We start from the raw sequence: 20,063 nt of genomic DNA, 5'->3' as shown, positions 1-20,063 counted from the left end.
GGTTTTGAATGAATGAATCTAGTGATAAGAAACAAAATCTCGAATCCGAAATAGAATTAAACGATAAAAACGACAAAGTAGCTAAGCTTAAATTAGAAGAAGAGAAATTAAAAGCTATTCTGAAAAAGGCTAGCGAGAAGCAAAAAGCCTTGAAAGAAGAGTGGAAAAATGTAAGTTTACAGGTGAAAAAAAAACAATTACTGAAGCAAGCCTATGACGCAAAGCTACAAATTGTTCAAAAAGAAGAGGGATTGAAACAAGTTGTAGAGGAAGAAAATTCCCTTTATATTAAAATTCAAAAAACAACGAACGAAATAAATAAACTGGAAAACAACCAAAGTAAGATGAAGGCGAAGTTAATGTCTGTATGGGAAAGAACAGAATCCTATTTCCAATCCACCGCTAATTTAACTGCAAAGTTAGATTGGTTGTTGGCAAAGATTGATAGAGAAGAGGCCAACCTTAAAGAACAACTGGAGCAGGAGAGAGTTAGACAACTTGCAATGGAATTATCAAAAAAATTAATACAAGGTAAAGCTTGCCCCGTATGTGGTTCCACTCAACATAAACCTGTGATAATGGAGAATGAGAAAAAAGTAAGTCAAGAAGAGTTAGAGGAAATGGAGCAGTTAAGAAAACTAATTCAAAAAGAGTATCAACAGAACATAACAATTAAAGTGAAATTTGAGCGTTTAGCCTCTGAATTGTTTGAAATGTTACAAGATACAAATTTTCCTACTGTACTCCATGAAGATGAATCACTGTATCAATGGGAAAGAAGTTATCCAAAGGAAAAAAATAGCACGGCTTTTTTAAAAGCATTATTTAAGGAAGTGTCAAGTGAACAAAAAGCACTACGACAAGACGTTTTACAGATAACGAAAGAAAAAGAAGCCTTAGTGGCAAACTATAATTTGAGAGCAGTAAATAAAGATCACTTAGTGATATTATTAGATACGTACAATGTGGATTGGCAAAAGTGGAGTGATCGATTAATACAAGGGGAAAAAGAAATAGACTTATTAAAAGATCAATGGATGGATACATTTATAGATGTAGCGTATCAATCTTTAGAAAATGAAATAGTAACGATAAACAAATTACAGGAAGAAATGAATGCTTTACAACATAGACTCTTGAAAAGTGTAGAATTTATTGATAAAAAGAGAGAAGAATTATTGGAAATAACGCAAAAAATAAATAAAAGTTGAGCTGATAAACATGGCTAAGAAGAAATTTAATACTGGAACATGTGAATTATGTAGAAGAGAACATGTCGAAATAACCGTACATCACTTAACACCGAAAGAAATGGATGGAACCTTTTTACCTACTACAAATTTATGTATCCCATGTCATAAACAAATTCATGCGTTATATCCAAATGAGGAACTTGCAGTTAGGTTGAACACGATAGCATTGTTGAGGAAAGATGAAAAAATATCGAAGTTTTTAAGGTGGATTCGAAAGCAACCTTCCACCAAAATTCCTATAACAAGAAAATCAGCACAATTAAAAAAACGATAATAAAGCCAGCCTCATTCGACCTTAAGGCTGGCTTTATACGTTTATTTATTAGTTATTTGCCGAGATATTCTGATCGTTAACATCAGGATCAATGGTGTTTGTTGCACTTAGACCGTTATTTGTTACGATAAAATTCCCTGTATTAAAACATCCAGATCCGGCATTTGTTTTAGACGCACTTTTAGGCGAAAGATAAAATGAATCACCAAAATTTACGGCGCCACCACTAATACTATTGATAGCAACAGGACCGACTATTGCAGGCATACGAGTCATCCTTTATATATCATGATAAAATAGTATATGTTACAACAGTCTAGTTTGTTCATATCTGTGAGGAGTACCCGCTGTTGATTGGAGCGCAAATCTTCGCTTTCCGCGGGCGGGCCGGGAGCCTCCTCAGCGCATTCGCGCCTGCGGGGTCTCCCGCTTCCCGCTTCTCCCGCAGGACAAGGAAAGCTACGGAGCGATTCATCGCACGAAGAAAATGCGTATGCATTTTCGAGGAGTCTTCATTTGCGCTCCAATCAACAGCTAGAAAGGGCTAATTAATAATTTACTGATAAATATAATTTCATTTTAATGAAAATAAAACCTCGGACATTTTGTATATAATTATACTTATTGATTTGCTGCTATATTTTGGTCATTAACATCTGGGTCAATTGTATTTGTTGCGCTAAGACCGTTATTTGCTACGATGAAATTTCCTGTGTTAAAACCTCCAGAACCACCTTGTGTTTTACCTGTAGCCTTCGGGCTTAAGTAAAAGGAATCACCGAAGTTAACAGAGCCACCACCAACAGAATTAATTTGTACTGGGCCTACAATCGCTGGCATACGAGTCTTCCTTTCTCATTTTCATCATTCTTCATCTGCTTCTTTATCGTTACCATTTCCAAGTAATTGTCTTATATGCTTTATTCTAGCTTCTGCATTTGTTGTTTTATTTGAACCAATTTGAAAAACAGACGAAAAGGAAATACCACTTATATCTACCTTCTGTACATGTATGTTACGGTTATTATTGGTAACATTCAAGCAAACATTTTCGGTAATAACCGGTTTGGGAATTGGTCTAGTGAATAATGAATAAGCAAGAAAATTTCCTTCTCTTCCATAAAATCGAGGAAATTCCCTCTTAACAGCTAAAGCTTTCGAAAAAGCATTAATGTTAGCAGAATCTCCAATGGTAAAATGAGAACTAAATGATAAGGAGTGAACATTAACTTCTTCTACCTTGGAAACTCTCATATTTATACACCCTTTACTCTGCTGTTAACGGAACAAATGGACCGATGATAAGTGATTCTGGCGGAGTATCGAAAATGGAACTTAAACAAATATTTTGAGTGTCACCTATAAGAAAAATGGAAGAAGAAGATACCCCTGTAATTTCGATATGATTAACATGTAAACCGTTATTTACTACATGGAAATTCAAGATTTGCCACCACCTTTATTACTAGGTATTGTCTGGATAAAAGTCGAAAATGCTTTTGTCATATCTGTTTTTAATTGTTGTACAGTCATTTTACGAATTTCATCGTCACTTAAATTTTGTTTTATTGCTTCAGGTGTAATTTGATTTAAATATTGATTAATTCGTTTCGGTAATTGTGACTTTATATCTTGTATCATAAAATCGGAATAATGGACATCTAGTTGTCTTCCTTGATTAGCGGCCACTGTATTAATTGCATTTGAGGCGTCTTTTTCTAAATAGTTTCTTAAATCTTCTTCCACTAATTTAGCGACATTCTCACTGCGCTTTTGAACAGGTACTTGCATGTTGTCTTGCGTCACGATGAAGTCCTCTATTTCTCCAGTTGAACCTGGAGTTAACCCGATATTTAACGTTCCTTCTAATGTTTCCACTTTTAGTTGGTCAAACTTATATTCAATCCGTTCAATATTCATCGTCGGTTTTTCTTTTAGTTGGATGATCTCTTGTTGCATTGTTTTTAAAAGTTTTTCGAGCGTCTGAATTTGTTTGTGTTGTTTTTCCACTATCTCTTGCATCTGTTTCATCTGTTGTTGAGATTCGTAAAAGTAAGGTTGTTGTTGATAATACATAATGATCACCCCGTTTGCGCACGTTTTTGTTAATACTTAATGTATGCACATATGACGAATGGGTGAATGCCTATTTCAGTTCACTAATTAGCAATACCACCTATTGGTACAAAAGAGCCTCCTTCATCAATATCTCCACTTCCTGTAGGAGCTGGCTCAACAAAACCTCCAGTATTGTATAAATTAGAGAGTGATTTGATAACACCAGCACTCCCAATTTGAAAAATAGAGGAGTTGGATACACCGCCAATTTTTATCTGATGTATCGTAATGTTTTGATGAATAAAAAAGTTTGTTGCCAATTTAATCGCCTCCTTTAAGAAGCAACAGATTACATGTTTAATGCAACCGGCTGATCGTTAACATCTTGATCATACGTATTTGTTTGGCTATTCGTATTGCTAACATTAATTTTATCTGCGGTATTAAAACTTCCTGCACCAGCGAAAGTTTTTGCAGAACTTATAGGCGCCATACTGAATACATCACCAATATGAAAAATAGCAGCATTACCGATGCTATTTACATTTACTGCTCCAACAATTGCGGGCATACTAAGAACTCCTTTAAAACTTTCTTATTGGTATACTATGATAAACGCCCTTGTTTGTGAAAAAATAGAAGACGATTATACCAATAAAGCGTTATAATAAATTGTTGGAAATAAAAGGAGGAGATGGGATGCAACCTATACAGGAAAAAGAAAGAATTGTAACGTTAGATATAATTAGAGGATTTGCTATTTTTGGAATACTTTTAGTAAATATGCTTGCTTTTTTTTCTCCGTTTATATACATAAATCCAAATGAATACTGGACGCATCAAACGGATATATGGGCATTAAGTTTTATTGATATTTTTGCACAAGCGAGCTTTTACACGTTGTTTTCTTTCTTGTTTGGTTATGGATTCATTATCTTTACAACTAGATTACAAGAAAAAGGACTGTCAGTAGGGAAATATTTTAGTCGGAGGCTATTTGTACTTTTAATCATTGGTTGTATCCATGCGTTTCTTATTTGGCACGGAGATATATTGATTCTTTATGCTTTAATTGGCTTTCTTTTAATTCCATTTTTGAAAGTATCTGTTAAAGGATTAACCTGGACAGCTGTATTACTATTAGTAATACCTAATGGATTACTTGCACTCTCTTATTATATTGCTGTTAAACTTGGAATGGGTTATGAGTTTTTTGATGAGATGAAGCCTATGGTTGAACAGTCCATAGAAGTATATAAGAATGGTTCTTACTTAGAAATTACGGCACAGCGTATACACGATTGGAGCTTTGTAAATATTAGTAACTTTATTTTTATTATCTTTACATTGTTACCAATGTTTTTACTTGGAGCAGCTGCGGCGAAGATTAAGCTAGTTGAAAAAGCAACAGAGCATTTAAAATTATTAAAAGGTTTATGGGTTACTACCCTTATCGGTACGTTGGTCTTTAAACTTTTACCGTATTATACGGATAAAAATCTATTTACAGAAGTTGTGCAAGACTTTATCGGAGGACCGTTTCACGCCATTTTTTACTTCACAACGATTACATTACTTGTGAAAATGAACGTTGCATACTCATTGCTAGCACCACTTCGCTATATCGGAAAAATGAGTTTATCTAATTATTTATTACAATCAGTTGTCTGTACTTTTATCGCTTATGGCTATGGCTTAGGATACTATGATGATTTATCAGTATCATTTAGAATATTTTTAGCTATTATTCTTTTTTCTGTACAAATATTGTTAAGTAAATGGTGGTTAAGTCGTTTCCAATATGGTCCTGCAGAATGGATATGGAGAATAGGAACATATGGTACAAAGCAACCAATCAAAAAAGTTATGAAGGGATAACTTACATGAAAAGAGTTATTATCATAGGTTCAGGTGGGGCAGGGAAATCGACACTTGCAAGAAAACTTGGTGAGGTTACGAATCTACCTGTCATACATTTAGATTCTGTATTTTGGAAACCAAATTGGACACCTACACCAAAAGAGGAATGGAAAGAAATTGTAGAACAGTTGATAATGAAAGACGAGTGGATAATTGACGGAAATTTTGGTTCCACTATGGATTTGCGTATTCAAAGAGCGGATACAATTATTCTATTAGACTTACACCCATTGATTTGTGTATATAGTGTGATTAAAAGAGTGCTGAAACATAGAAATAAAACTCGTCCAGATATGGGAGAAAATTGCCCGGAGAAAGCCGACTTTGAATTTTTAAGATGGGTGTGGACTTTTCGTAAAAAAAGTTTACCTTCCATTTTACGTAAACTTGATGAAGCAGAAGGGAAGACAATTATTCGACTTAAATCAAGAAAAGAAATAGATCAATTTGTAAAAGAATTAGATTAAAGTGAAAAGGGCTAATCAGAAGTACATTCTGGATAGCCCCTTTGTTTGCTCTATTTAGCCAATTTATATGAATAAGAAAAAGAAGGTCTAGTCATCGTTAATTTACTTCTATTATTGAATTGTTTATTCAGTAATAGATCTAACTCTTGGCTACATTTTACTGTTTCTTTGGATGTGTACCCGAACTGTGCTGCTATATGAAACATTTCTTGACGTTTTAATTCGATTAGTAATGCTAACATGCCATCAATCTCCATCCCGTTGTGTATGAAAATCATTATGCCACGCTTTGGACAACTTTAAAACCACTTCGATAAAACAAGTCATAAAAAAACAAAATAATACAAGAGTATGGGTAGATTGTCGGATTTTGGAATAGATAATTTTGTAGGGTTAATAATCTTCTCTATCCAAATATTCTGTGATACAGTGTTGATTTCCGCTGCAGGCACTCGCTTTCCACGGGTGGACTAGTGAGCCTCCTCAGAGCTAGCGCGCTTGCGGGGTCTCCCTTGTCGCACTTCTCCCGCAGGAGTCTCCTGCCTGCAGCGGAAATCAACAAGAGAATGATAAAATAGCTCTAAATTTAAAAAACAGGAATAGATTATTTCATCCATTCCTGTTTTTTCTATACTATACAGATAACACTTTTTTCACTTTATCGATTGCCCAGTCTAGGTCTTCTTGAGAAATTACTAGAGGTGGAGCGAAACGAATAACTGTTTCGTGTGTTTCTTTACATAACAATCCTTCTTCTTTAAGACGTTCACAATAAGGACGAGCAGCTTCTGTTAATTCAACTCCGATAAAAAGCCCTCTACCGCGAATATCTTTAATAATCGGGTTGTCAATTTCTTTTAACTTGTCTTGCATATAATTACCTAGTTCAAAAGAACGTTCCACTAACTTTTCTTCCTCTAACACGTTAAGTGCTGCCATAGATACTGCACAAGCTAATGGGTTTCCTCCAAACGTAGAACCGTGAGAACCAGGGTTGAACACGCCTAAAATATCACTGTTAGCTGCTACACACGAGATAGGGAATACACCGCCTCCAAGTGCTTTACCTAAAATGTACATATCCGGTTCAACCTCTTCCCAATCACATGCGAAAAGTTTACCAGAACGACCTAAGCCTGCTTGAATCTCGTCAGCTACATAAATAACATTGTTTGCTTTACAAATGTCATACGCTTCTTTTAAGAAACCATCACGAGGAATGTTAATGCCAGCTTCCCCTTGAATTGGTTCAAAAATGAATGCAGCTGTATTTGGTGTGATGGCAGCTTTTAATGCTTCAGTGTCACCATATGGTATTACTTTAATACCAGGAAGCATTGGTCCAAAACCACGTTGGTATTCTTCGCTAGATGACATAGAAACAGCCGTCATTGTTCTACCGTGGAAGTTATCCTCACAAACAATAACTTCTGCTTGGTTAACTGGTACATTTTTTACATCGTATGCCCAGCGGCGAACAGCTTTCACTGCAGTTTCAACAGCCTCTGCACCAGTATTCATTGGTAGAACCATGTCTTTGTTCGTTAATTTAGCTACTTTTCCATACCAATCACCAAGTTGGTCATTATGAAATGCACGGGAAGTTAGGGTGATTTTATCTGCTTGGTCTTTAAGTGCTTGTATTATTTTTGGATGACGGTGTCCTTGGTTTACAGCAGAATACGCACTAAGCATATCCATGTACTTGTTTCCTTCAGGATCTTCTACCCAAACACCTTCCGCTTTTGAAATTACAATCGGTAGCGGATGATAGTTTTTTGCACCGAATTTTTCCGTTTGTTCAATAATTGCATGAGTTTTTGTTGTCATCATAGTCCCTCCAATTACGTTATGTAATGGCTTTCATTTCACATTATATCATTTACATCTTTTCTTTGCTTACTATTACTCATGAATAATATGGATAAGTTGTCCAAATTTTTGGGAGTTGATATAATAGTTTTTGAAAAATTTAAAGAGAGGACGATGCTGATGCCCATACCATACAAAGATCGAAGTGAACCTGCAGAACTAGTTATCTATCGTTTGTTAAATGAAAGAATGAATTTGATGGAAAAGGATAAAAAGAACTTTATTAATTTACAAAAAGGGTTTGAAGGTGAAAAGTTATTTGATCATTGGACAGAAGCTTTACAGAGCAACTGCCTTGTTATTAATGACTTACTCTTAAATTACAAAGGGAATACTTTTCAACTTGATTCCACACTTATTTTTCAAGATACTATTTATTTGTTTGAAGTCAAAAATTTTGAAGGGGACCATCTTTACGACTCCGGCTCCGAAAGATTATACCTATTACCTGACTCTGAAGTTAATAACCCTCTCATACAATTAAAAAGAAGTGAATCGTTATTTAGACAATTACTCCAATCACTAGGATATATTTTTTCTATTAAAGCATTTGTCGTTTTTATTAACCAAGATTTCACTATGTACAATACACCTCCTAAGACACCATTTATTTTCTCCTCCCAAATGAAAAGGTTCTTTAATAAGTTGAATGCTATCGGTATTCCAAAGTTGAACGAGAAGCATAAAAAGTTAGGCGACAAGCTTATTTCCTTGCATATGGATAATTTTCCATATAAAAAGATTCCTACTTACAATTTTCATCAGCTTGGCAAAGGGATTACGTGTGAAAACTGTCATTCTTTTAATCTTTGTATAGAGGGATATACAGTCTACTGTGAAGACTGTGGGTATAGGGGGAAATTTGCCGATGCGGTTTTGAGAAGTGTAAGGGAATTTAGAATTTTGTTTCCTGAGGAGAAAATTACTACTAATGTTATTTATGAGTGGTGTAATATGGTTGAGTCGAAAAAAAGGATAAGAACTGTTTTACAAAAAAAATACAAAAAAGTAGGAGTTAAGAATAATACTTATTATGTCTAATACTTCTTTTGGCATTACTAGTCATAAACTAATGTATTTATCTAGATAGAAATGATGAATTTGTCATGGGGAAAGTCGCCAAGGCCGATTAGGGTAGAAAAAAAGAGTAAACCGTTCATGGGGAAAGTCGCCAAGGCCCAATAGGGTAGAAAAAAAGAGTAAACCGTTCATGGGGAAAGTCGCCAAGGCCAATTATGGTAGAAAAAAAGAGCAAACCGTTCATGGGGAAAGTCGCCAAGGCCGAATAGGGTAGAAAAAAAGAGCAAACCGTTCATGGGGAAAGTCGCCAAGGCCAATTATGGTAGAAAAAAAGAGTAAACCGTTCATGAGAATAGTCGCCAAGGCCGATTAGGTTAGAAAAAAAGAGTAAACCGTTCATGGGGAAAGTCGCCAAGGCCAATTATGGTAGAAAAAAAGAGCAAACCGTTCATGGGGAAAGTCGCCAAGGCCGATTAGGGTAGAAAAAAGAGCAAACCGTTCATGGGGATAGTCGCCAAGGCCGAATAGGGTAGAAAAAAAGAGCAAACCGTTCATGAGAATAGTCGCCAAGGCCGATTAGGTTAGAAAAAAAGAGCAAACCGTTCATGAGAATAGTCGCCAAGGCCGAATAGGGTAGAAAAAAAGAGCAAACCGTTCATGAGAATAGTCGCCAAGGCCGATTAGGGTAGAAAAAAGAGCAAACCGTTCATGGGGATAGTCGCCAAGGCTGGTTTGGGAGAACAAAAGTAATTAACGTTCATAAATTGCCCTCATTAATAACTTCTTATAATATACCTTTATCATCTACATTAACATTTCTTCTTTCCCCACAAACATGATATGATACAAGTATTGAAAAAAGTGTTAACAAGGAGGAAAAACGTTAATGACACATGCACATATTACAGCATGGGCTGTAGCAATTATTTTATTTGTCGTTGTTCTTTTATTACAAAACGCTAACAAAGCAAAGGGTGTAAAAATTACGCAAATGGTTCTAAGACTTTTCTACGTCTTAATTGTTGTAACAGGAGCACAATTATTACATGTTGTAGGTACATACATAAATGGTACATACATTGTAAAATCCATCTTAGGGATCTTAGTTATCGGTGCGATGGAAATGGTTCTTGTGCGTAGAGGAAAAGGAAAACCAACTAGAGTTCCTTGGATTCTTTTTGCAATTACACTAGTAGTTGTTATTTACTTAGGCTTCTATTTACCTTACGGAACTAAACTGTGGTAAGTTAAATACCGATAAATTCCAACGCTATACCAAATAAAGAAAAAGTCACTTTCTCTTAGAAGGTGGCTTTTTTGATGCTACTTACTAACTCCGCATAAATTCCTCTTCCCACTCCGAAACTATAAAGTCACTATCTAACGGACTTTATTCTTTTAAGCATGATTCAAAGTTTTTATATAATTGAAATGGTTCTTATAGTAAAATGAAAGTAATATTTTGTCGAAAGAATAAGAAAAATTCCTTTTGTTATCTTCTAATTTGTAGGTGAATAGTCTGATGAAAATGTTGAATTTACTTTACACAGAGAAGAAAGAGCTATCTTCTTTTATATCGGAAAATAGTATAGACAATTGCCCCAATATTCTTGTGCAGATTTATTCAGGAATAGTAGATAGGGCACTTTTAAAAGAAGTAACAATGGTTCTAAAAGGATTGCTTCCGCAAGCTGTCGTAGTAGGTACGACAACGGATGGTGAACTCCTCGATGGTAAGGTACTAACAAATCAAGTAGTGATCTCCTTTTTATTACTCGAAAAATCATACATAAATGCTGGTATCCTTCAATATGATGACTTTCCTACATTAGTAGAAGTAGGGGAAGCTATTATGAATGAAGTTGCAACTGAAAAAACAAAGGCAATTTTATTATTCGCAAATGGTGTGCATTATGATATTGAATCTTTAATAAAAGGAGTTAATTTACATAACTCCTCCATAAAAGTGTTCGGTGGATTAGCAGGTGCGAATGGAGAATTTACTGATACGCACGTTTGGTTGAACAACCAATTTACTTCAAGCGGAGTTGCAGCTATTGGTCTAGATGGAGAAGATTTAGCAATACGTTCCTATTCCAATAATAGTTGGAGGAAAGTAGGAAGGCAGTTTCAAATTACAAGAAGTAATAACAATGAAATATATGAGATAAATGGAAAGAAAGCCGTAAGTATTTTAAAACAATATTTAGGAGAGTTATTTGTAACAGAATTACCTAGCAGTGGTACGCAATTTCCACTTTTGTTTGAACGAGATGGGGATACGATTAGGGCATTTTTAACGACGGTTTTACCTAACGGTGGTGTAAAAATCGATAGAAAAGTTGACTTAGGCGAACAATTTTATTTCGCTTATGCAGATGGCCAATCACTGTTAAACGCTAGCTCTAAAAATATAAATAAAATACAGCAACGCCATGTTGAATGTTTTCTTGTCTTTAATTGTATGGCAAGAAGAAGATACTTTTTGCCATATGTAGAAAAGGAAATGGCTACCATTCAACAAATAGCACCAACATCAGGTTTTTTCTCCTATGGAGAAATTGACACTCCTCGAAAAGAACAGACAGAATTCACCAGCTACTCTACTGTCGTTCTAGCTTGTTCTGAGTCCACTGAGGTCAATAACTATGAACGCATTAAATTAGACTTTAAAATACAAAATGAAACAAAAGCGACAATTGCGCTGACTAATTTAATAGATGCTTCTGCCAATGATATTGCCCAACTTAATACAGATATTGAATATTCGGAGCAAAAATATAAGTCTCTTTTTGAACATAACTCAGATATTATTTTTTCTACAGATATATCTGGAAGGTTTACAAGTGTAAACCCAACATTCACTAAGGTATTTGGTTACATGGAAGAAGAAGTACTAGGGAAAAGTGCTCTAAGATTTGTAGAAGAATCGGACGAAAAAAGAGTTAGGCGTCATTTTAGGCGAGCGATTGATGGGAAAGAGCAATTCTATGAAATTAATTTGCAATCTAAAAATGGAAAGATACAAACTTTCTTAATTAAAAATATTCCGATTATCGTTAACGGAGAAAATGTTGGGATTTTCGGGATAGGAAGAGATGTAACAGCGCAAAAAGACGCAGAAAAGAAAGTTGCTTATTTAGCTTATTTTGATGCAGAAACTTCGCTTCCTAATAGACAAAACTTTAATGAAAAGCTAGCAGAATACATTAAAGAGATTAAAATTCGAAAAAAGAAAACAAAAGTAGCAATTATGTTCATTGACCTTGACCGATTTAAAATCATTAACGATAGTGAAGGTCACTTTGTTGGGGATGAGTTGTTGAAAATTGTTGTGGAGCGTATTCATGATGAACTACCATCAAGAAGCTATTTAGGTCGTTTTGGTGGAGATAAGTTTACGCTGTTGCTTTCAAAAGTAAGCGGTGTGGATGAAGTTTTAGAAGTTGCTCAAGCAATACAAAGTACAATAGCTTCTCCGCTATTCTACAATCAAAAAGAATTCTATCTGACGGCAAGCATAGGAATTAGTATGTACCCAAATGATGGAGACGATGAACAAACATTATTAAAAAATGCAGATGCAGCAATGAATCAATCTAAACAGCTAGGTGGGAACAAAATTAAGTTTTATTCCACTGATATGAACGAGCAATCTTTGTTCAAAATTGAATTAGAAAGCTATTTACGGAAAGCTTTAGAGAAACAAGAATTTTTCTTATGCTACCAGCCTTTTATAGACTTATTAACTCAACAAGTTGTTGGAGCGGAAGCATTAATACGTTGGGACCATCCTAAACTCGGATTAGTATCACCATTAGAGTTTATTCCGTTAGCAGAAGAGACGGGATTAATTATTCCAATCGGTGAATGGGTTTTAATAACAGCGTGTATAGAAGCAAAAAAATGGCAAGAACAAGGCTATGAAAAGTTTAGTATATCTGTTAATGTATCAGCTTCGCAGTTTCAACAACCAAATTTTGTCGAGATTGTAAAAAAAGCATTACAAATTAGTGGCTTATCACCATGTGCACTTAAATTAGAATTAACAGAAAGCGTTATGTTGCGAAATGCAACGTACAGCATTACGGTCATGAAGGAAATTCAAAAACTAGGTGTACAGCTATCAGTAGACGACTTCGGTACTGGTTATTCCTCATTAAGTTATTTAAAAGATTTGCCAATAAATAATTTGAAAATCGATCGTTCTTTTATTAAAAACTTAAGTATGACTTCAAAAGATGTGGCCATTGTTAATGCTATTATAACAATGGGAAAAGGTCTGAATTTGAATGTAGTAGCGGAAGGTTTAGAAACAGAAGACCAACTAGACTTACTAAAAAGTATGCAATGTGACATTGGACAAGGCTATTATTTTTCTAAACCGCTAATTAAAGAAGAATTTGAGAAGTTTATCTACAATAAATTAAAGAATAAATAAGGAAAAGACCGCCTTGAGAAAAGTTCAGGTGGTCTTTCTTATTCCGCCTTACGCTCCAAATTAGTAAATAACATCCGCTTCCCAGTTTGTAACGTATATTCAAATCGATCACTCATTTGCTTTCCACGAGTAAAGTGATGCTGCACGGAGCATATAATGGATTCATTATCATAAACAAGGAAGTTCACGCCACGTCTTGCCGTATCAGAGACTTCCTCCCCCATAAATTGCATCGTATTATGACAATAAATACAATCATACAATGAAATGTCCTTAGAATTTAATAATTTTGTAAACTGTAAAAATGACTCACCTGACAATTCTTCTAACATTTCTAAATAAGGATAAGGAAGTTTTTTTCTTACCCGAACAGCATCTCCGTTGTTTAATTCATATTGATGCAACGTGTGTAAAAACACATCACCTGATTCAAGTAACACACCAGGTACCCATTCATTAGACAAAAATATCTCAAGTCCATCTTCTATCAGTTCATTTAACATGAATGCTTCATCGTCCTCTGCGTCAAAAAAAATCCATTGGTCATTAATATTTTCTATCGTTCCATATGTATAGGAACGCTTTTGGGTAAATATAAAGGTTTTTCGTTCCTGTGCTTTCATTTTACTTTATCCTCCGATACTCCAAACTCCAAATGAAAAATCTGTTATTAACGTTTTTGACAAAAAGGAGCATCTTTAAACAAGTTGCATGTTTGTACATCTACTAAACAAAATCTTGTAACTGTTTCCAATGGTTCATCGTATTCTAAACTTCCGCATAGTATAAAACATCTGAATTATTGAAAACTGATACGACACGACACCATGAAGGAGTGAATTTACACTTATGTGTGGAATAACAGGATGGATTAACTATAATCGATCGTTACGTAATGAAAGTGAAACGATTGCAAAAATGACGAACACTCTTACGAAAAGAGGTCCTGATGATACAAATACTTGGATACATGACCATGTTGCTTTTGGTCATAAGCGATTAGTTGTTGTAGACCCAGAAGGCGGTAAACAACCGATGTCACGAACTAAAAATGAAAACGGTTATACGATTTGTTATAACGGTGAACTATACAATACAGAAGATATACGTAAAGAATTACTGAATAGAGGTTACTCCTTTGAAGGACATTCAGATACAGAAATCTTATTAACTTCCTATATAGAATGGAAAGAAGCATGCTTAGACCACCTGAATGGCATTTTTGCATTTGCCATCTGGGATGAATCAGAAGAAAAACTATTTATAGGTCGTGACCGACTTGGGGTCAAACCTTTATTTTTTTATGAGAAAAATGGCCAGTTGCTGTTTGGTTCAGAATTAAAAGCAATTTTAACTCACAGCGAAGTGAAGAGTGAAGTAAGTTACGACGGATTAGCGGAAATCTTCGGACTTGGACCGTCTCGCTCCCCTGGCCACGGACTTTTTCACGATGTAAAAGAATTAAGACCGGCCCACTTTTTAACGTTTTCTAAAAATGGATTAAAAATAAAACGATATTGGAACGTAAAAAGCATGCCACATACAGATTCATTAGATGAAACGGTCGAAAAGGTCCAATATTTATTTAAGGATGCGGTGATAAGACAACTCGTATCAGATGTACCGGTTTGTACATTATTATCTGGTGGGGTAGATTCAAGCGCCATAACAGCTATTGCAGCAACAGAGTTTAAAAAACAAGGAAAAGGTCCTCTTCATACGTATTCTATTGACTATGAGGATAACGATAAATACTTTAAGGGGAATGAATTTCAGCCTAATTCGGATGGAGCATTTATTAAAAAGATGACAGAAGCGTTTGGAACGAAACATCATAGCTCAGTTATTTCCCAACAGCAATTAGCAGATTTTCTTGAAGAAGCGGTATTAGTAAGAGATCAGCCTGGAATGGCAGATGTTGATTCTTCTCTTTTATGGTTTTGTCGTGAAATAAAAGAAAATTTTGTTGTTAGTTTATCAGGAGAATGTGCGGATGAAATTTTTGGCGGCTATCCTTGGTTTCATAGACCAGAAGATTTAGCTTCAAAAAACTTTCCGTGGATGCGCTCTACTGAAGCTAGGATGGAATTGTTAAGGCCAGAGTGGCGAAAGAAATTGAGACTTGATGAATATATCCATTCTAAGTTTGAAGAAACGATAAAGGAAACACCTAGACTAGAAGGAGAAAACCCTATAGAGGCAAAAAGAAGAGAACTTTTTTACTTGAATATGCTCTGGTTTATGACAACATTACTCGATCGGAAAGATCGCATGAGTATGGGGGCTAGCCTTGAAGTGCGTGTACCATTTGCAGATCATCGATTAGTAGAGTACGTGTGGAACGTTCCATGGGAAATGAAAATGTTAGAAAACAGGGAGAAAGGATTGTTAAGAAAGGCGCTGGAAGGGATTTTACCGAATGAAGTGTTGTACAGAAAGAAAAGTCCTTATCCGAAAACACACCACCCAGTTTATACAAAATTAGTTGGAGACTGGCTAACTACCATTCTAGAAGACAAAAACACACCACTTTATGAGTTTTTTGACAAGAAAAAATTGCATACGATTGTGGAATCTGGTGGCAACACCTTTAAAGAACCTTGGTTTGGTCAACTAATGACAGGCCCTCAACTCCTAGCCCACCTAGCCCAAATTCACGTATGGTTCACTCATTACGGAGTGACGATCAAAGAGTAAAAAGTTGCATCCTTCACTGATCAACAGCGGTCTTTAATAGAGCCTAAAATAGAAAAGCAGCCTTAAATTCAGGCTGTTTTTTTCAAAAAGAAAATTGTACAAGTCTAATAGAGCATAAATGATTGTCAATAAAGAACAGGGTGTGTATAATGATTGTATAATATTTGTTTAACTAAACTAAATCTTCAAAATAGATATTACATATCGAAATGAGGTGTTAAGGTGAAAAAGAAAATAATCGTAATAGGTGCAGGACCAGGTGGGCTTGCGGCTGCTATGCTGCTATCGGCTAACGGATATGACGTATCCCTATACGAAAAACAAGGTTATGTTGGAGGTCGCAACGGCTCGATACAGCTAGAAGAATTCACATTTGATATTGGACCGACTTTTCTTAGCATGCCCCACATTGCAGAAGAAATATTTGCAGAGTCTAATAGAAACTTACATGATTATATGAATCTACAAGAGTTAGATACAATGTATGAGCTTATTTTCCCTGGGAAAAATGTGAAGATGTCACGCGATCCAGAACAAATGCGAGAAACGATTGAAAAACATTTTCCAGGTAATGGAGAAGGGTATACGCGCTTTATGAAAGAAACGGAAAAAAAGATGGGCGCGTTAACTCCAATCTTACAAGGGAAAATGGATCGTTATATACATTACTTGCAAGGAAAAGTTATCAAAGCCCTACCGCATTTAAGCTTAGGAAAGAGTTTATATGACGTATTATCAGAGTATTTTACAGACGAAAGATTAAAACTAAGCTTTACCTTCCAATCTAAATATTTAGGTATGTCTCCTTGGGAATGTCCTGGCGCTTTCTCTATTCTTTCTTACATGGAACACGCATACGGAATCTACCATCCTATTGGTGGACTAAATCAATTACCGGAAAATATGGCCAAAGTTATTCAAGAGCATGGTGGGACCATTCATTTAAATGCCGGTGTTAAAAAACTTTGGTTAGACGGAAAAAAAGTGAAGGGTGTAGTTCTAGAAGATGACTCGAAAATCGCAGCAGATGAGGTTGTCATAAACGGTGATTTTGCTCACGTTATGACAAATCTAGTCGACGACGGCGTGTTAAAAAAATATAGTAAGCGAAAATTAGAAAAGAAAAAATACTCTTGTTCCACATTTATGATTTATGTCGGATTAAACAAAGTGTATGAAAACATGCCACACCATACGATTGTTTTTGCAGAAGATTATAAAATGAATGTAGAAGAAATTACGAAAACGAAAAAATTATCAGCAGATCCTTCTATTTATGTACAAAATGCAGCTGTGACTGATTCCACTTTAGCTCCAGAAGGAAAGTCTGGATTATATATACTAGCACCTGTCCCAAATAACTTTAGCAATATCGATTGGGAACAACATAAACAATCGTTTAGAAAACTAGTATTCGAAACGTTGGAAAAGAAAACAGGATATAAAGATATCGAAAAACATATAGAAGTGGAAAAAATAATAACTCCTAAAGATTGGGAAGAAGAAATCTATGTGTATAAAGGTGCAACATTTAACTTAGGACACCAGTTAACGCAAATGATGGTGCTACGTCCACATAATAGATTTGAAGAATTAGAGAATTGTTGGTTAGTAGGTGGAGGAACACACCCAGGTAGTGGATTACCTACTATATTAGAATCAGCTAGAATTACAACAAAACTATTACGAGAAAAATATGAAAATTGTAAAGTTACAAGCCATGTGCCAAAAGAGGTAGGGAAAGCGTTATGACGAAAACAGTAGTAATTGTTGGAGCTGGAATTGGTGGCATGATTTCTGCCTTGCTGTTAAGAAAAGAAGGTTTTGAAGTAACAATTTATGAGAAGGAAAGTAAGCTAGGTGGTCGATTAGCATTTGTTGAAAAAGATGAATACAAAATTGATAAAGGACCTACCATTGTTTTGTTACCAGAAATGCTTGTTTCTATCTTAAAGGAAGCAGGAGTAAAAGAGTCAGATTATGAACTAGTCGCGTTAGATACGATGTACTCCCTTCATTATCAGGATGGAACAACGTATACAAAATTTCGAAGTATGGTTAAACAAAAGGAAGAAATAGAAAAGAAATTTCCTGAAGATTTAAAAGGGTTTTCGAAGTACATGAATGATATGGAGAAAAGATTTGCAATTGGGAAAGAAGCTTTTTTAGAAAAATCATTTGTGAAAAAGAGTACGTTTTGGACAGCAAAAAATATTCAATCCCTACTTAAATTAAAAGCATATGAGACAACGAGAAAGAATGCGAATCGTTATTTTTCACATAAAAAACTACAAGAAGCCTACACATTACAAACCTTATATATAGGAGGAAATCCATACTCATCTCCTGCCATGTACAATCTAATTCCATTTAGTGAGCATGCACATGGAATCCATTATATAAAAGGTGGATATGCGAGTTTAGTTGAAGTTATACAAAAAAAGTTATTAAAAACAGGTGTGAAAATTCATTTTAATAGTAACGTTGATCGAATTATAACGGAAGACAATGAAGCCAAAGCGATTAAGGTAAATGGCAAAGTCAATAATTTTGATGCGGTTTTAGTAAATGGCGATTTCCCAAATATGTTACCACTTGTGAAACAGAAAAAGAAGTATGAACCTTCTTCTAGTTGCTTGTTGTTCTACTTCGGTTTAAATAAGAAGTATGACACGTCCAATGTCCATCAATTTTTTATGAGTAATGACTTTTCTAAGCATATGAAACAAGTATTTAAAGAGAAAGTAATTCCGACAGCCCCATCTTTTTATACGTTCAATCCTTCGATTATAGATGATAGTTTAGCGCCATCCGGGAAGAGTGTTTTATATGTATTAGTTCCAGTCCCTTCTGGAGATCACATAGATTGGGAGAATGAGAAGGACTTTATTGAAAGGATGTTTCAGCAATTGGAACAAAGAGCATTTCCGAAATTAAGAGAGTCCGTAGAATGGATGGAAGTTCGTACACCAAAAGAGGCTATGGTGGAAGGGTTATTCCAAGGTGGAAGTTTCGGAATAGGTCCATCTATCCTGCAATCAGGTGTGTTTCGACCTCAAGTAAAACCTTTTAAGTTCAAGAATGTATATGCTGCAGGAGCTTCCATTCACCCTGGTGGAGGAATTCCAATTGTTATGCAAGGTGCGAAACTTGCAGTAGAAATTATAAAGGAAGACCTATTAAATCAGTCAAATAGTGAGGATGTGAGAGATAATGATGAGTTTAGCAAAAGCGTATCAGCATTGTGAATTAATCATTAAAGAACATTCGTTAACTTTTTACAGTGCCTTTATGCTATTACCGAAAGAAAAGAAAAATGCCGTTTGGGCTGTGTATGCATTTTGTAGAAGAGTAGACGACATAGTAGATGAAGGAGTAAACCCGAAAGAAGATTTAATGAATTTTAAAGAACAGTTTGACTTGTTTTTAACAGGTTTTCTACCTTCAAACGATCCAATGTGGTTAGCGTTACAGGATGTTTTCGATAAATACGAAATGGATGAACAGGCATTTTGGGATATGATCAAAGGGCAAGAAATGGATTTATATAAAAAAATGTATTACTCGGAAGAAGAAGTGCTTTTCTATTCTTATCATGTCGCAAGCACTGTTGGATTAATGTTACTTCCGATACTTGCTCCTGAAAATAGGGATAAATTACGTGAAGGGGCAATTGCTCTTGGAAAAGCAATGCAAATTACGAACATTTTACGTGATATTGGTGAGGATTTAGAAAGGGAAAGAATCTATATTCCTATTGACCTATTGCGTTCCGTTGGGTATTCGGAGGAACTGCTAAAGCATAGAATAGTAAATGCGAGTTTTATTCAAGCTTGGGAAGCGTTGGCGCAGATTGCGGAGAGCTATTACGAGCAATCGTTAGAAACACTTGATTTATACCCATTACATTCACGTACGTCAGTAAAAGGTGCCGCTTATTTATATCGAGCAATATTACCTTCAATTCGTAAGAAAGGGTACACAGTTTTTCATACGAAACACTATGTTACTAGTGAAGAAAAGCAACAAATTATCTCACAAATGTAAAAGGGTATGCACCG

Annotated in this window: 21 protein-coding genes; 11 read left to right on the top strand and 10 right to left on the bottom strand. The window is 35.3% G+C overall.

Features of this window, described 5'->3' with window-relative positions:
- The first annotated feature begins 8 nt into the window (after positions 1-8).
- Positions 9-1,211, top strand: a complete 1,203-nt coding sequence (locus CDZ92_RS10560; RefSeq protein WP_096155202.1) for a hypothetical protein — start codon at positions 9-11, stop codon at positions 1,209-1,211.
- 10 nt (positions 1,212-1,221) lie between these two features.
- Entirely contained in the window at positions 1,222-1,527 is a 306-nt protein-coding gene (locus CDZ92_RS10555; protein ID WP_096155201.1) for a hypothetical protein, read from the top strand.
- Between the two features lie 48 nt (positions 1,528-1,575).
- On the opposite strand, the gene CDZ92_RS10550 is transcribed toward CDZ92_RS10555, so the two are convergent.
- The 7 genes from CDZ92_RS10550 to CDZ92_RS10520 all read right to left on the bottom strand — a co-directional run bounded on the left by CDZ92_RS10550 (position 1,576) and on the right by CDZ92_RS10520 (position 4,156).
- Positions 1,576-1,794, bottom strand: coding sequence for a spore germination protein (locus CDZ92_RS10550; RefSeq protein ID WP_096155200.1), 219 nt, complete (start codon positions 1,792-1,794; stop codon positions 1,576-1,578).
- A gap of 354 nt (positions 1,795-2,148) precedes the next feature.
- The gene (locus tag CDZ92_RS10545; RefSeq protein WP_096155199.1) at positions 2,149-2,367 is read right to left on the bottom strand and encodes a spore germination protein; all 219 of its coding nucleotides are present in this window, start codon (positions 2,365-2,367) and stop codon (positions 2,149-2,151) included.
- 24 nt (positions 2,368-2,391) lie between these two features.
- Positions 2,392-2,781 carry a spore germination protein GerPE gene (locus tag CDZ92_RS10540; RefSeq protein ID WP_096155198.1) on the bottom strand — a complete coding sequence of 130 codons (390 nt, stop codon included), beginning with the start codon at positions 2,779-2,781 and terminating at the stop codon, positions 2,392-2,394.
- 13 nt (positions 2,782-2,794) lie between these two features.
- Positions 2,795-2,971, bottom strand: a complete 177-nt coding sequence (locus CDZ92_RS10535) for a spore gernimation protein GerPD (RefSeq protein WP_096155197.1) — start codon at positions 2,969-2,971, stop codon at positions 2,795-2,797.
- Positions 2,968-3,603 carry a spore germination protein GerPC gene (gene gerPC / locus CDZ92_RS10530; protein WP_096155196.1) on the bottom strand — a complete coding sequence of 212 codons (636 nt, stop codon included), beginning with the start codon at positions 3,601-3,603 and terminating at the stop codon, positions 2,968-2,970. The genes CDZ92_RS10535 and gerPC overlap by 4 nt, the downstream gene beginning before the upstream one ends.
- Positions 3,604-3,686: 83 nt before the next feature.
- The gene (locus tag CDZ92_RS10525; protein ID WP_096155195.1) at positions 3,687-3,905 is read right to left on the bottom strand and encodes a spore germination protein GerPB; all 219 of its coding nucleotides are present in this window, start codon (positions 3,903-3,905) and stop codon (positions 3,687-3,689) included.
- A gap of 29 nt (positions 3,906-3,934) precedes the next feature.
- Positions 3,935-4,156, bottom strand: coding sequence for a spore germination protein (locus CDZ92_RS10520; protein ID WP_096155194.1), 222 nt, complete (start codon positions 4,154-4,156; stop codon positions 3,935-3,937).
- 128 nt (positions 4,157-4,284) lie between these two features.
- On the opposite strand from CDZ92_RS10520, the gene CDZ92_RS10515 reads away from it, so the two are divergent.
- Both CDZ92_RS10515 and CDZ92_RS10510 read left to right on the top strand, forming a co-directional pair.
- Positions 4,285-5,463 carry a DUF418 domain-containing protein gene (locus CDZ92_RS10515; protein WP_096155193.1) on the top strand — a complete coding sequence of 393 codons (1,179 nt, stop codon included), beginning with the start codon at positions 4,285-4,287 and terminating at the stop codon, positions 5,461-5,463.
- 5 nt (positions 5,464-5,468) lie between these two features.
- Positions 5,469-5,972: a DNA topology modulation protein gene (locus CDZ92_RS10510; protein ID WP_096155192.1), complete on the top strand. Its 504-nt coding sequence runs from the start codon at positions 5,469-5,471 to the stop codon at positions 5,970-5,972.
- A 50-nt stretch (positions 5,973-6,022) separates the two neighbouring features.
- Here the strand turns inward: CDZ92_RS10510 and CDZ92_RS10505 are convergent, their stop codons facing one another.
- Both CDZ92_RS10505 and CDZ92_RS10500 read right to left on the bottom strand, forming a co-directional pair.
- The gene (locus CDZ92_RS10505) at positions 6,023-6,214 is read right to left on the bottom strand and encodes an aspartyl-phosphate phosphatase Spo0E family protein (RefSeq protein WP_096155191.1); all 192 of its coding nucleotides are present in this window, start codon (positions 6,212-6,214) and stop codon (positions 6,023-6,025) included.
- A 391-nt stretch (positions 6,215-6,605) separates the two neighbouring features.
- Positions 6,606-7,805, bottom strand: coding sequence for an ornithine--oxo-acid transaminase (locus tag CDZ92_RS10500; RefSeq protein WP_141395212.1), 1,200 nt, complete (start codon positions 7,803-7,805; stop codon positions 6,606-6,608).
- A 159-nt stretch (positions 7,806-7,964) separates the two neighbouring features.
- Between CDZ92_RS10500 and CDZ92_RS10495 the strand changes: the two genes are divergently transcribed.
- From CDZ92_RS10495 to CDZ92_RS10485, 3 genes are all read left to right on the top strand, one after another.
- Entirely contained in the window at positions 7,965-8,885 is a 921-nt protein-coding gene (locus CDZ92_RS10495) for a nuclease-related domain-containing protein (protein ID WP_255249808.1), read from the top strand.
- Between the two features lie 865 nt (positions 8,886-9,750).
- Positions 9,751-10,110 carry a YisL family protein gene (locus CDZ92_RS10490; RefSeq protein WP_096155189.1) on the top strand — a complete coding sequence of 120 codons (360 nt, stop codon included), beginning with the start codon at positions 9,751-9,753 and terminating at the stop codon, positions 10,108-10,110.
- A 276-nt stretch (positions 10,111-10,386) separates the two neighbouring features.
- Entirely contained in the window at positions 10,387-13,305 is a 2,919-nt protein-coding gene (locus CDZ92_RS10485; RefSeq protein ID WP_096155188.1) for a bifunctional diguanylate cyclase/phosphodiesterase, read from the top strand.
- Between the two features lie 38 nt (positions 13,306-13,343).
- Here CDZ92_RS10485 and CDZ92_RS10480 read toward each other — a convergent pair whose 3' ends face one another.
- Positions 13,344-13,928: a DUF2777 family protein gene (locus tag CDZ92_RS10480; protein WP_096155187.1), complete on the bottom strand. Its 585-nt coding sequence runs from the start codon at positions 13,926-13,928 to the stop codon at positions 13,344-13,346.
- Positions 13,929-14,154: 226 nt separating this feature from the next.
- On the opposite strand from CDZ92_RS10480, the gene asnB reads away from it, so the two are divergent.
- The 4 genes from asnB to CDZ92_RS10460 all read left to right on the top strand — a co-directional run bounded on the left by asnB (position 14,155) and on the right by CDZ92_RS10460 (position 20,049).
- Positions 14,155-16,002: an asparagine synthase (glutamine-hydrolyzing) gene (gene asnB, locus CDZ92_RS10475; protein ID WP_096155186.1), complete on the top strand. Its 1,848-nt coding sequence runs from the start codon at positions 14,155-14,157 to the stop codon at positions 16,000-16,002.
- A 222-nt stretch (positions 16,003-16,224) separates the two neighbouring features.
- A complete protein-coding gene (locus CDZ92_RS10470) occupies positions 16,225-17,754 on the top strand; it encodes a phytoene desaturase family protein (RefSeq protein ID WP_096155185.1) in 1,530 nt (509 codons plus the stop codon).
- Positions 17,751-19,250, top strand: coding sequence for a phytoene desaturase family protein (locus CDZ92_RS10465; RefSeq protein ID WP_096155184.1), 1,500 nt, complete (start codon positions 17,751-17,753; stop codon positions 19,248-19,250). Before CDZ92_RS10470 ends, CDZ92_RS10465 begins: the two co-directional genes overlap by 4 nt.
- Positions 19,216-20,049 (top strand): phytoene/squalene synthase family protein, encoded by an 834-nt coding sequence (locus CDZ92_RS10460; RefSeq protein ID WP_096155183.1) that lies wholly within the window; start codon positions 19,216-19,218, stop codon positions 20,047-20,049. The genes CDZ92_RS10465 and CDZ92_RS10460 overlap by 35 nt, the downstream gene beginning before the upstream one ends.
- Positions 20,050-20,063: the final 14 nt, after the last annotated feature.

Origin of the sequence: Bacillus sp. FJAT-45066, assembly GCF_002335755.1 — a bacterium.
Taxonomy (GTDB): Bacteria; Bacillota; Bacilli; order Bacillales; family Bacillaceae_I; genus Bacillus_CD; species Bacillus_CD alkalisoli.
The sequence above is the reverse complement of the archived record's forward strand: the minus strand, read 5'-3'. Positions and strand labels throughout refer to the sequence as shown.

What these genes read in the sequence shown, in the direction of transcription:
- CDZ92_RS10520 (WP_096155194.1), bottom strand. Translation starts at nt 4,156, where the DNA reads ATGCCCGCAATTGTTGGAGCAGTAAATGTAAATAGCATCGGTAATGCT.
- CDZ92_RS10515 (WP_096155193.1), top strand. Translation starts at nt 4,285, where the DNA reads ATGCAACCTATACAGGAAAAAGAAAGAATTGTAACGTTAGATATAATT.
- CDZ92_RS10485 (WP_096155188.1), top strand. Translation starts at nt 10,387, where the DNA reads ATGAAAATGTTGAATTTACTTTACACAGAGAAGAAAGAGCTATCTTCT.
- CDZ92_RS10550 (WP_096155200.1), bottom strand. Translation starts at nt 1,794, where the DNA reads ATGCCTGCAATAGTCGGTCCTGTTGCTATCAATAGTATTAGTGGTGGC.
- CDZ92_RS10505 (WP_096155191.1), bottom strand. Translation starts at nt 6,214, where the DNA reads ATGTTAGCATTACTAATCGAATTAAAACGTCAAGAAATGTTTCATATA.
- asnB (WP_096155186.1), top strand. Translation starts at nt 14,155, where the DNA reads ATGTGTGGAATAACAGGATGGATTAACTATAATCGATCGTTACGTAAT.
- gerPC (WP_096155196.1), bottom strand. Translation starts at nt 3,603, where the DNA reads ATGTATTATCAACAACAACCTTACTTTTACGAATCTCAACAACAGATG.
- CDZ92_RS10540 (WP_096155198.1), bottom strand. Translation starts at nt 2,781, where the DNA reads ATGAGAGTTTCCAAGGTAGAAGAAGTTAATGTTCACTCCTTATCATTT.
- CDZ92_RS10495 (WP_255249808.1), top strand. Translation starts at nt 7,965, where the DNA reads ATGCCCATACCATACAAAGATCGAAGTGAACCTGCAGAACTAGTTATC.
- CDZ92_RS10555 (WP_096155201.1), top strand. Translation starts at nt 1,222, where the DNA reads ATGGCTAAGAAGAAATTTAATACTGGAACATGTGAATTATGTAGAAGA.
- CDZ92_RS10465 (WP_096155184.1), top strand. Translation starts at nt 17,751, where the DNA reads ATGACGAAAACAGTAGTAATTGTTGGAGCTGGAATTGGTGGCATGATT.
- CDZ92_RS10460 (WP_096155183.1), top strand. Translation starts at nt 19,216, where the DNA reads ATGATGAGTTTAGCAAAAGCGTATCAGCATTGTGAATTAATCATTAAA.
- CDZ92_RS10490 (WP_096155189.1), top strand. Translation starts at nt 9,751, where the DNA reads ATGACACATGCACATATTACAGCATGGGCTGTAGCAATTATTTTATTT.
- CDZ92_RS10560 (WP_096155202.1), top strand. Translation starts at nt 9, where the DNA reads ATGAATGAATCTAGTGATAAGAAACAAAATCTCGAATCCGAAATAGAA.
- CDZ92_RS10510 (WP_096155192.1), top strand. Translation starts at nt 5,469, where the DNA reads ATGAAAAGAGTTATTATCATAGGTTCAGGTGGGGCAGGGAAATCGACA.
- CDZ92_RS10480 (WP_096155187.1), bottom strand. Translation starts at nt 13,928, where the DNA reads ATGAAAGCACAGGAACGAAAAACCTTTATATTTACCCAAAAGCGTTCC.
- CDZ92_RS10545 (WP_096155199.1), bottom strand. Translation starts at nt 2,367, where the DNA reads ATGCCAGCGATTGTAGGCCCAGTACAAATTAATTCTGTTGGTGGTGGC.
- CDZ92_RS10500 (WP_141395212.1), bottom strand. Translation starts at nt 7,805, where the DNA reads ATGATGACAACAAAAACTCATGCAATTATTGAACAAACGGAAAAATTC.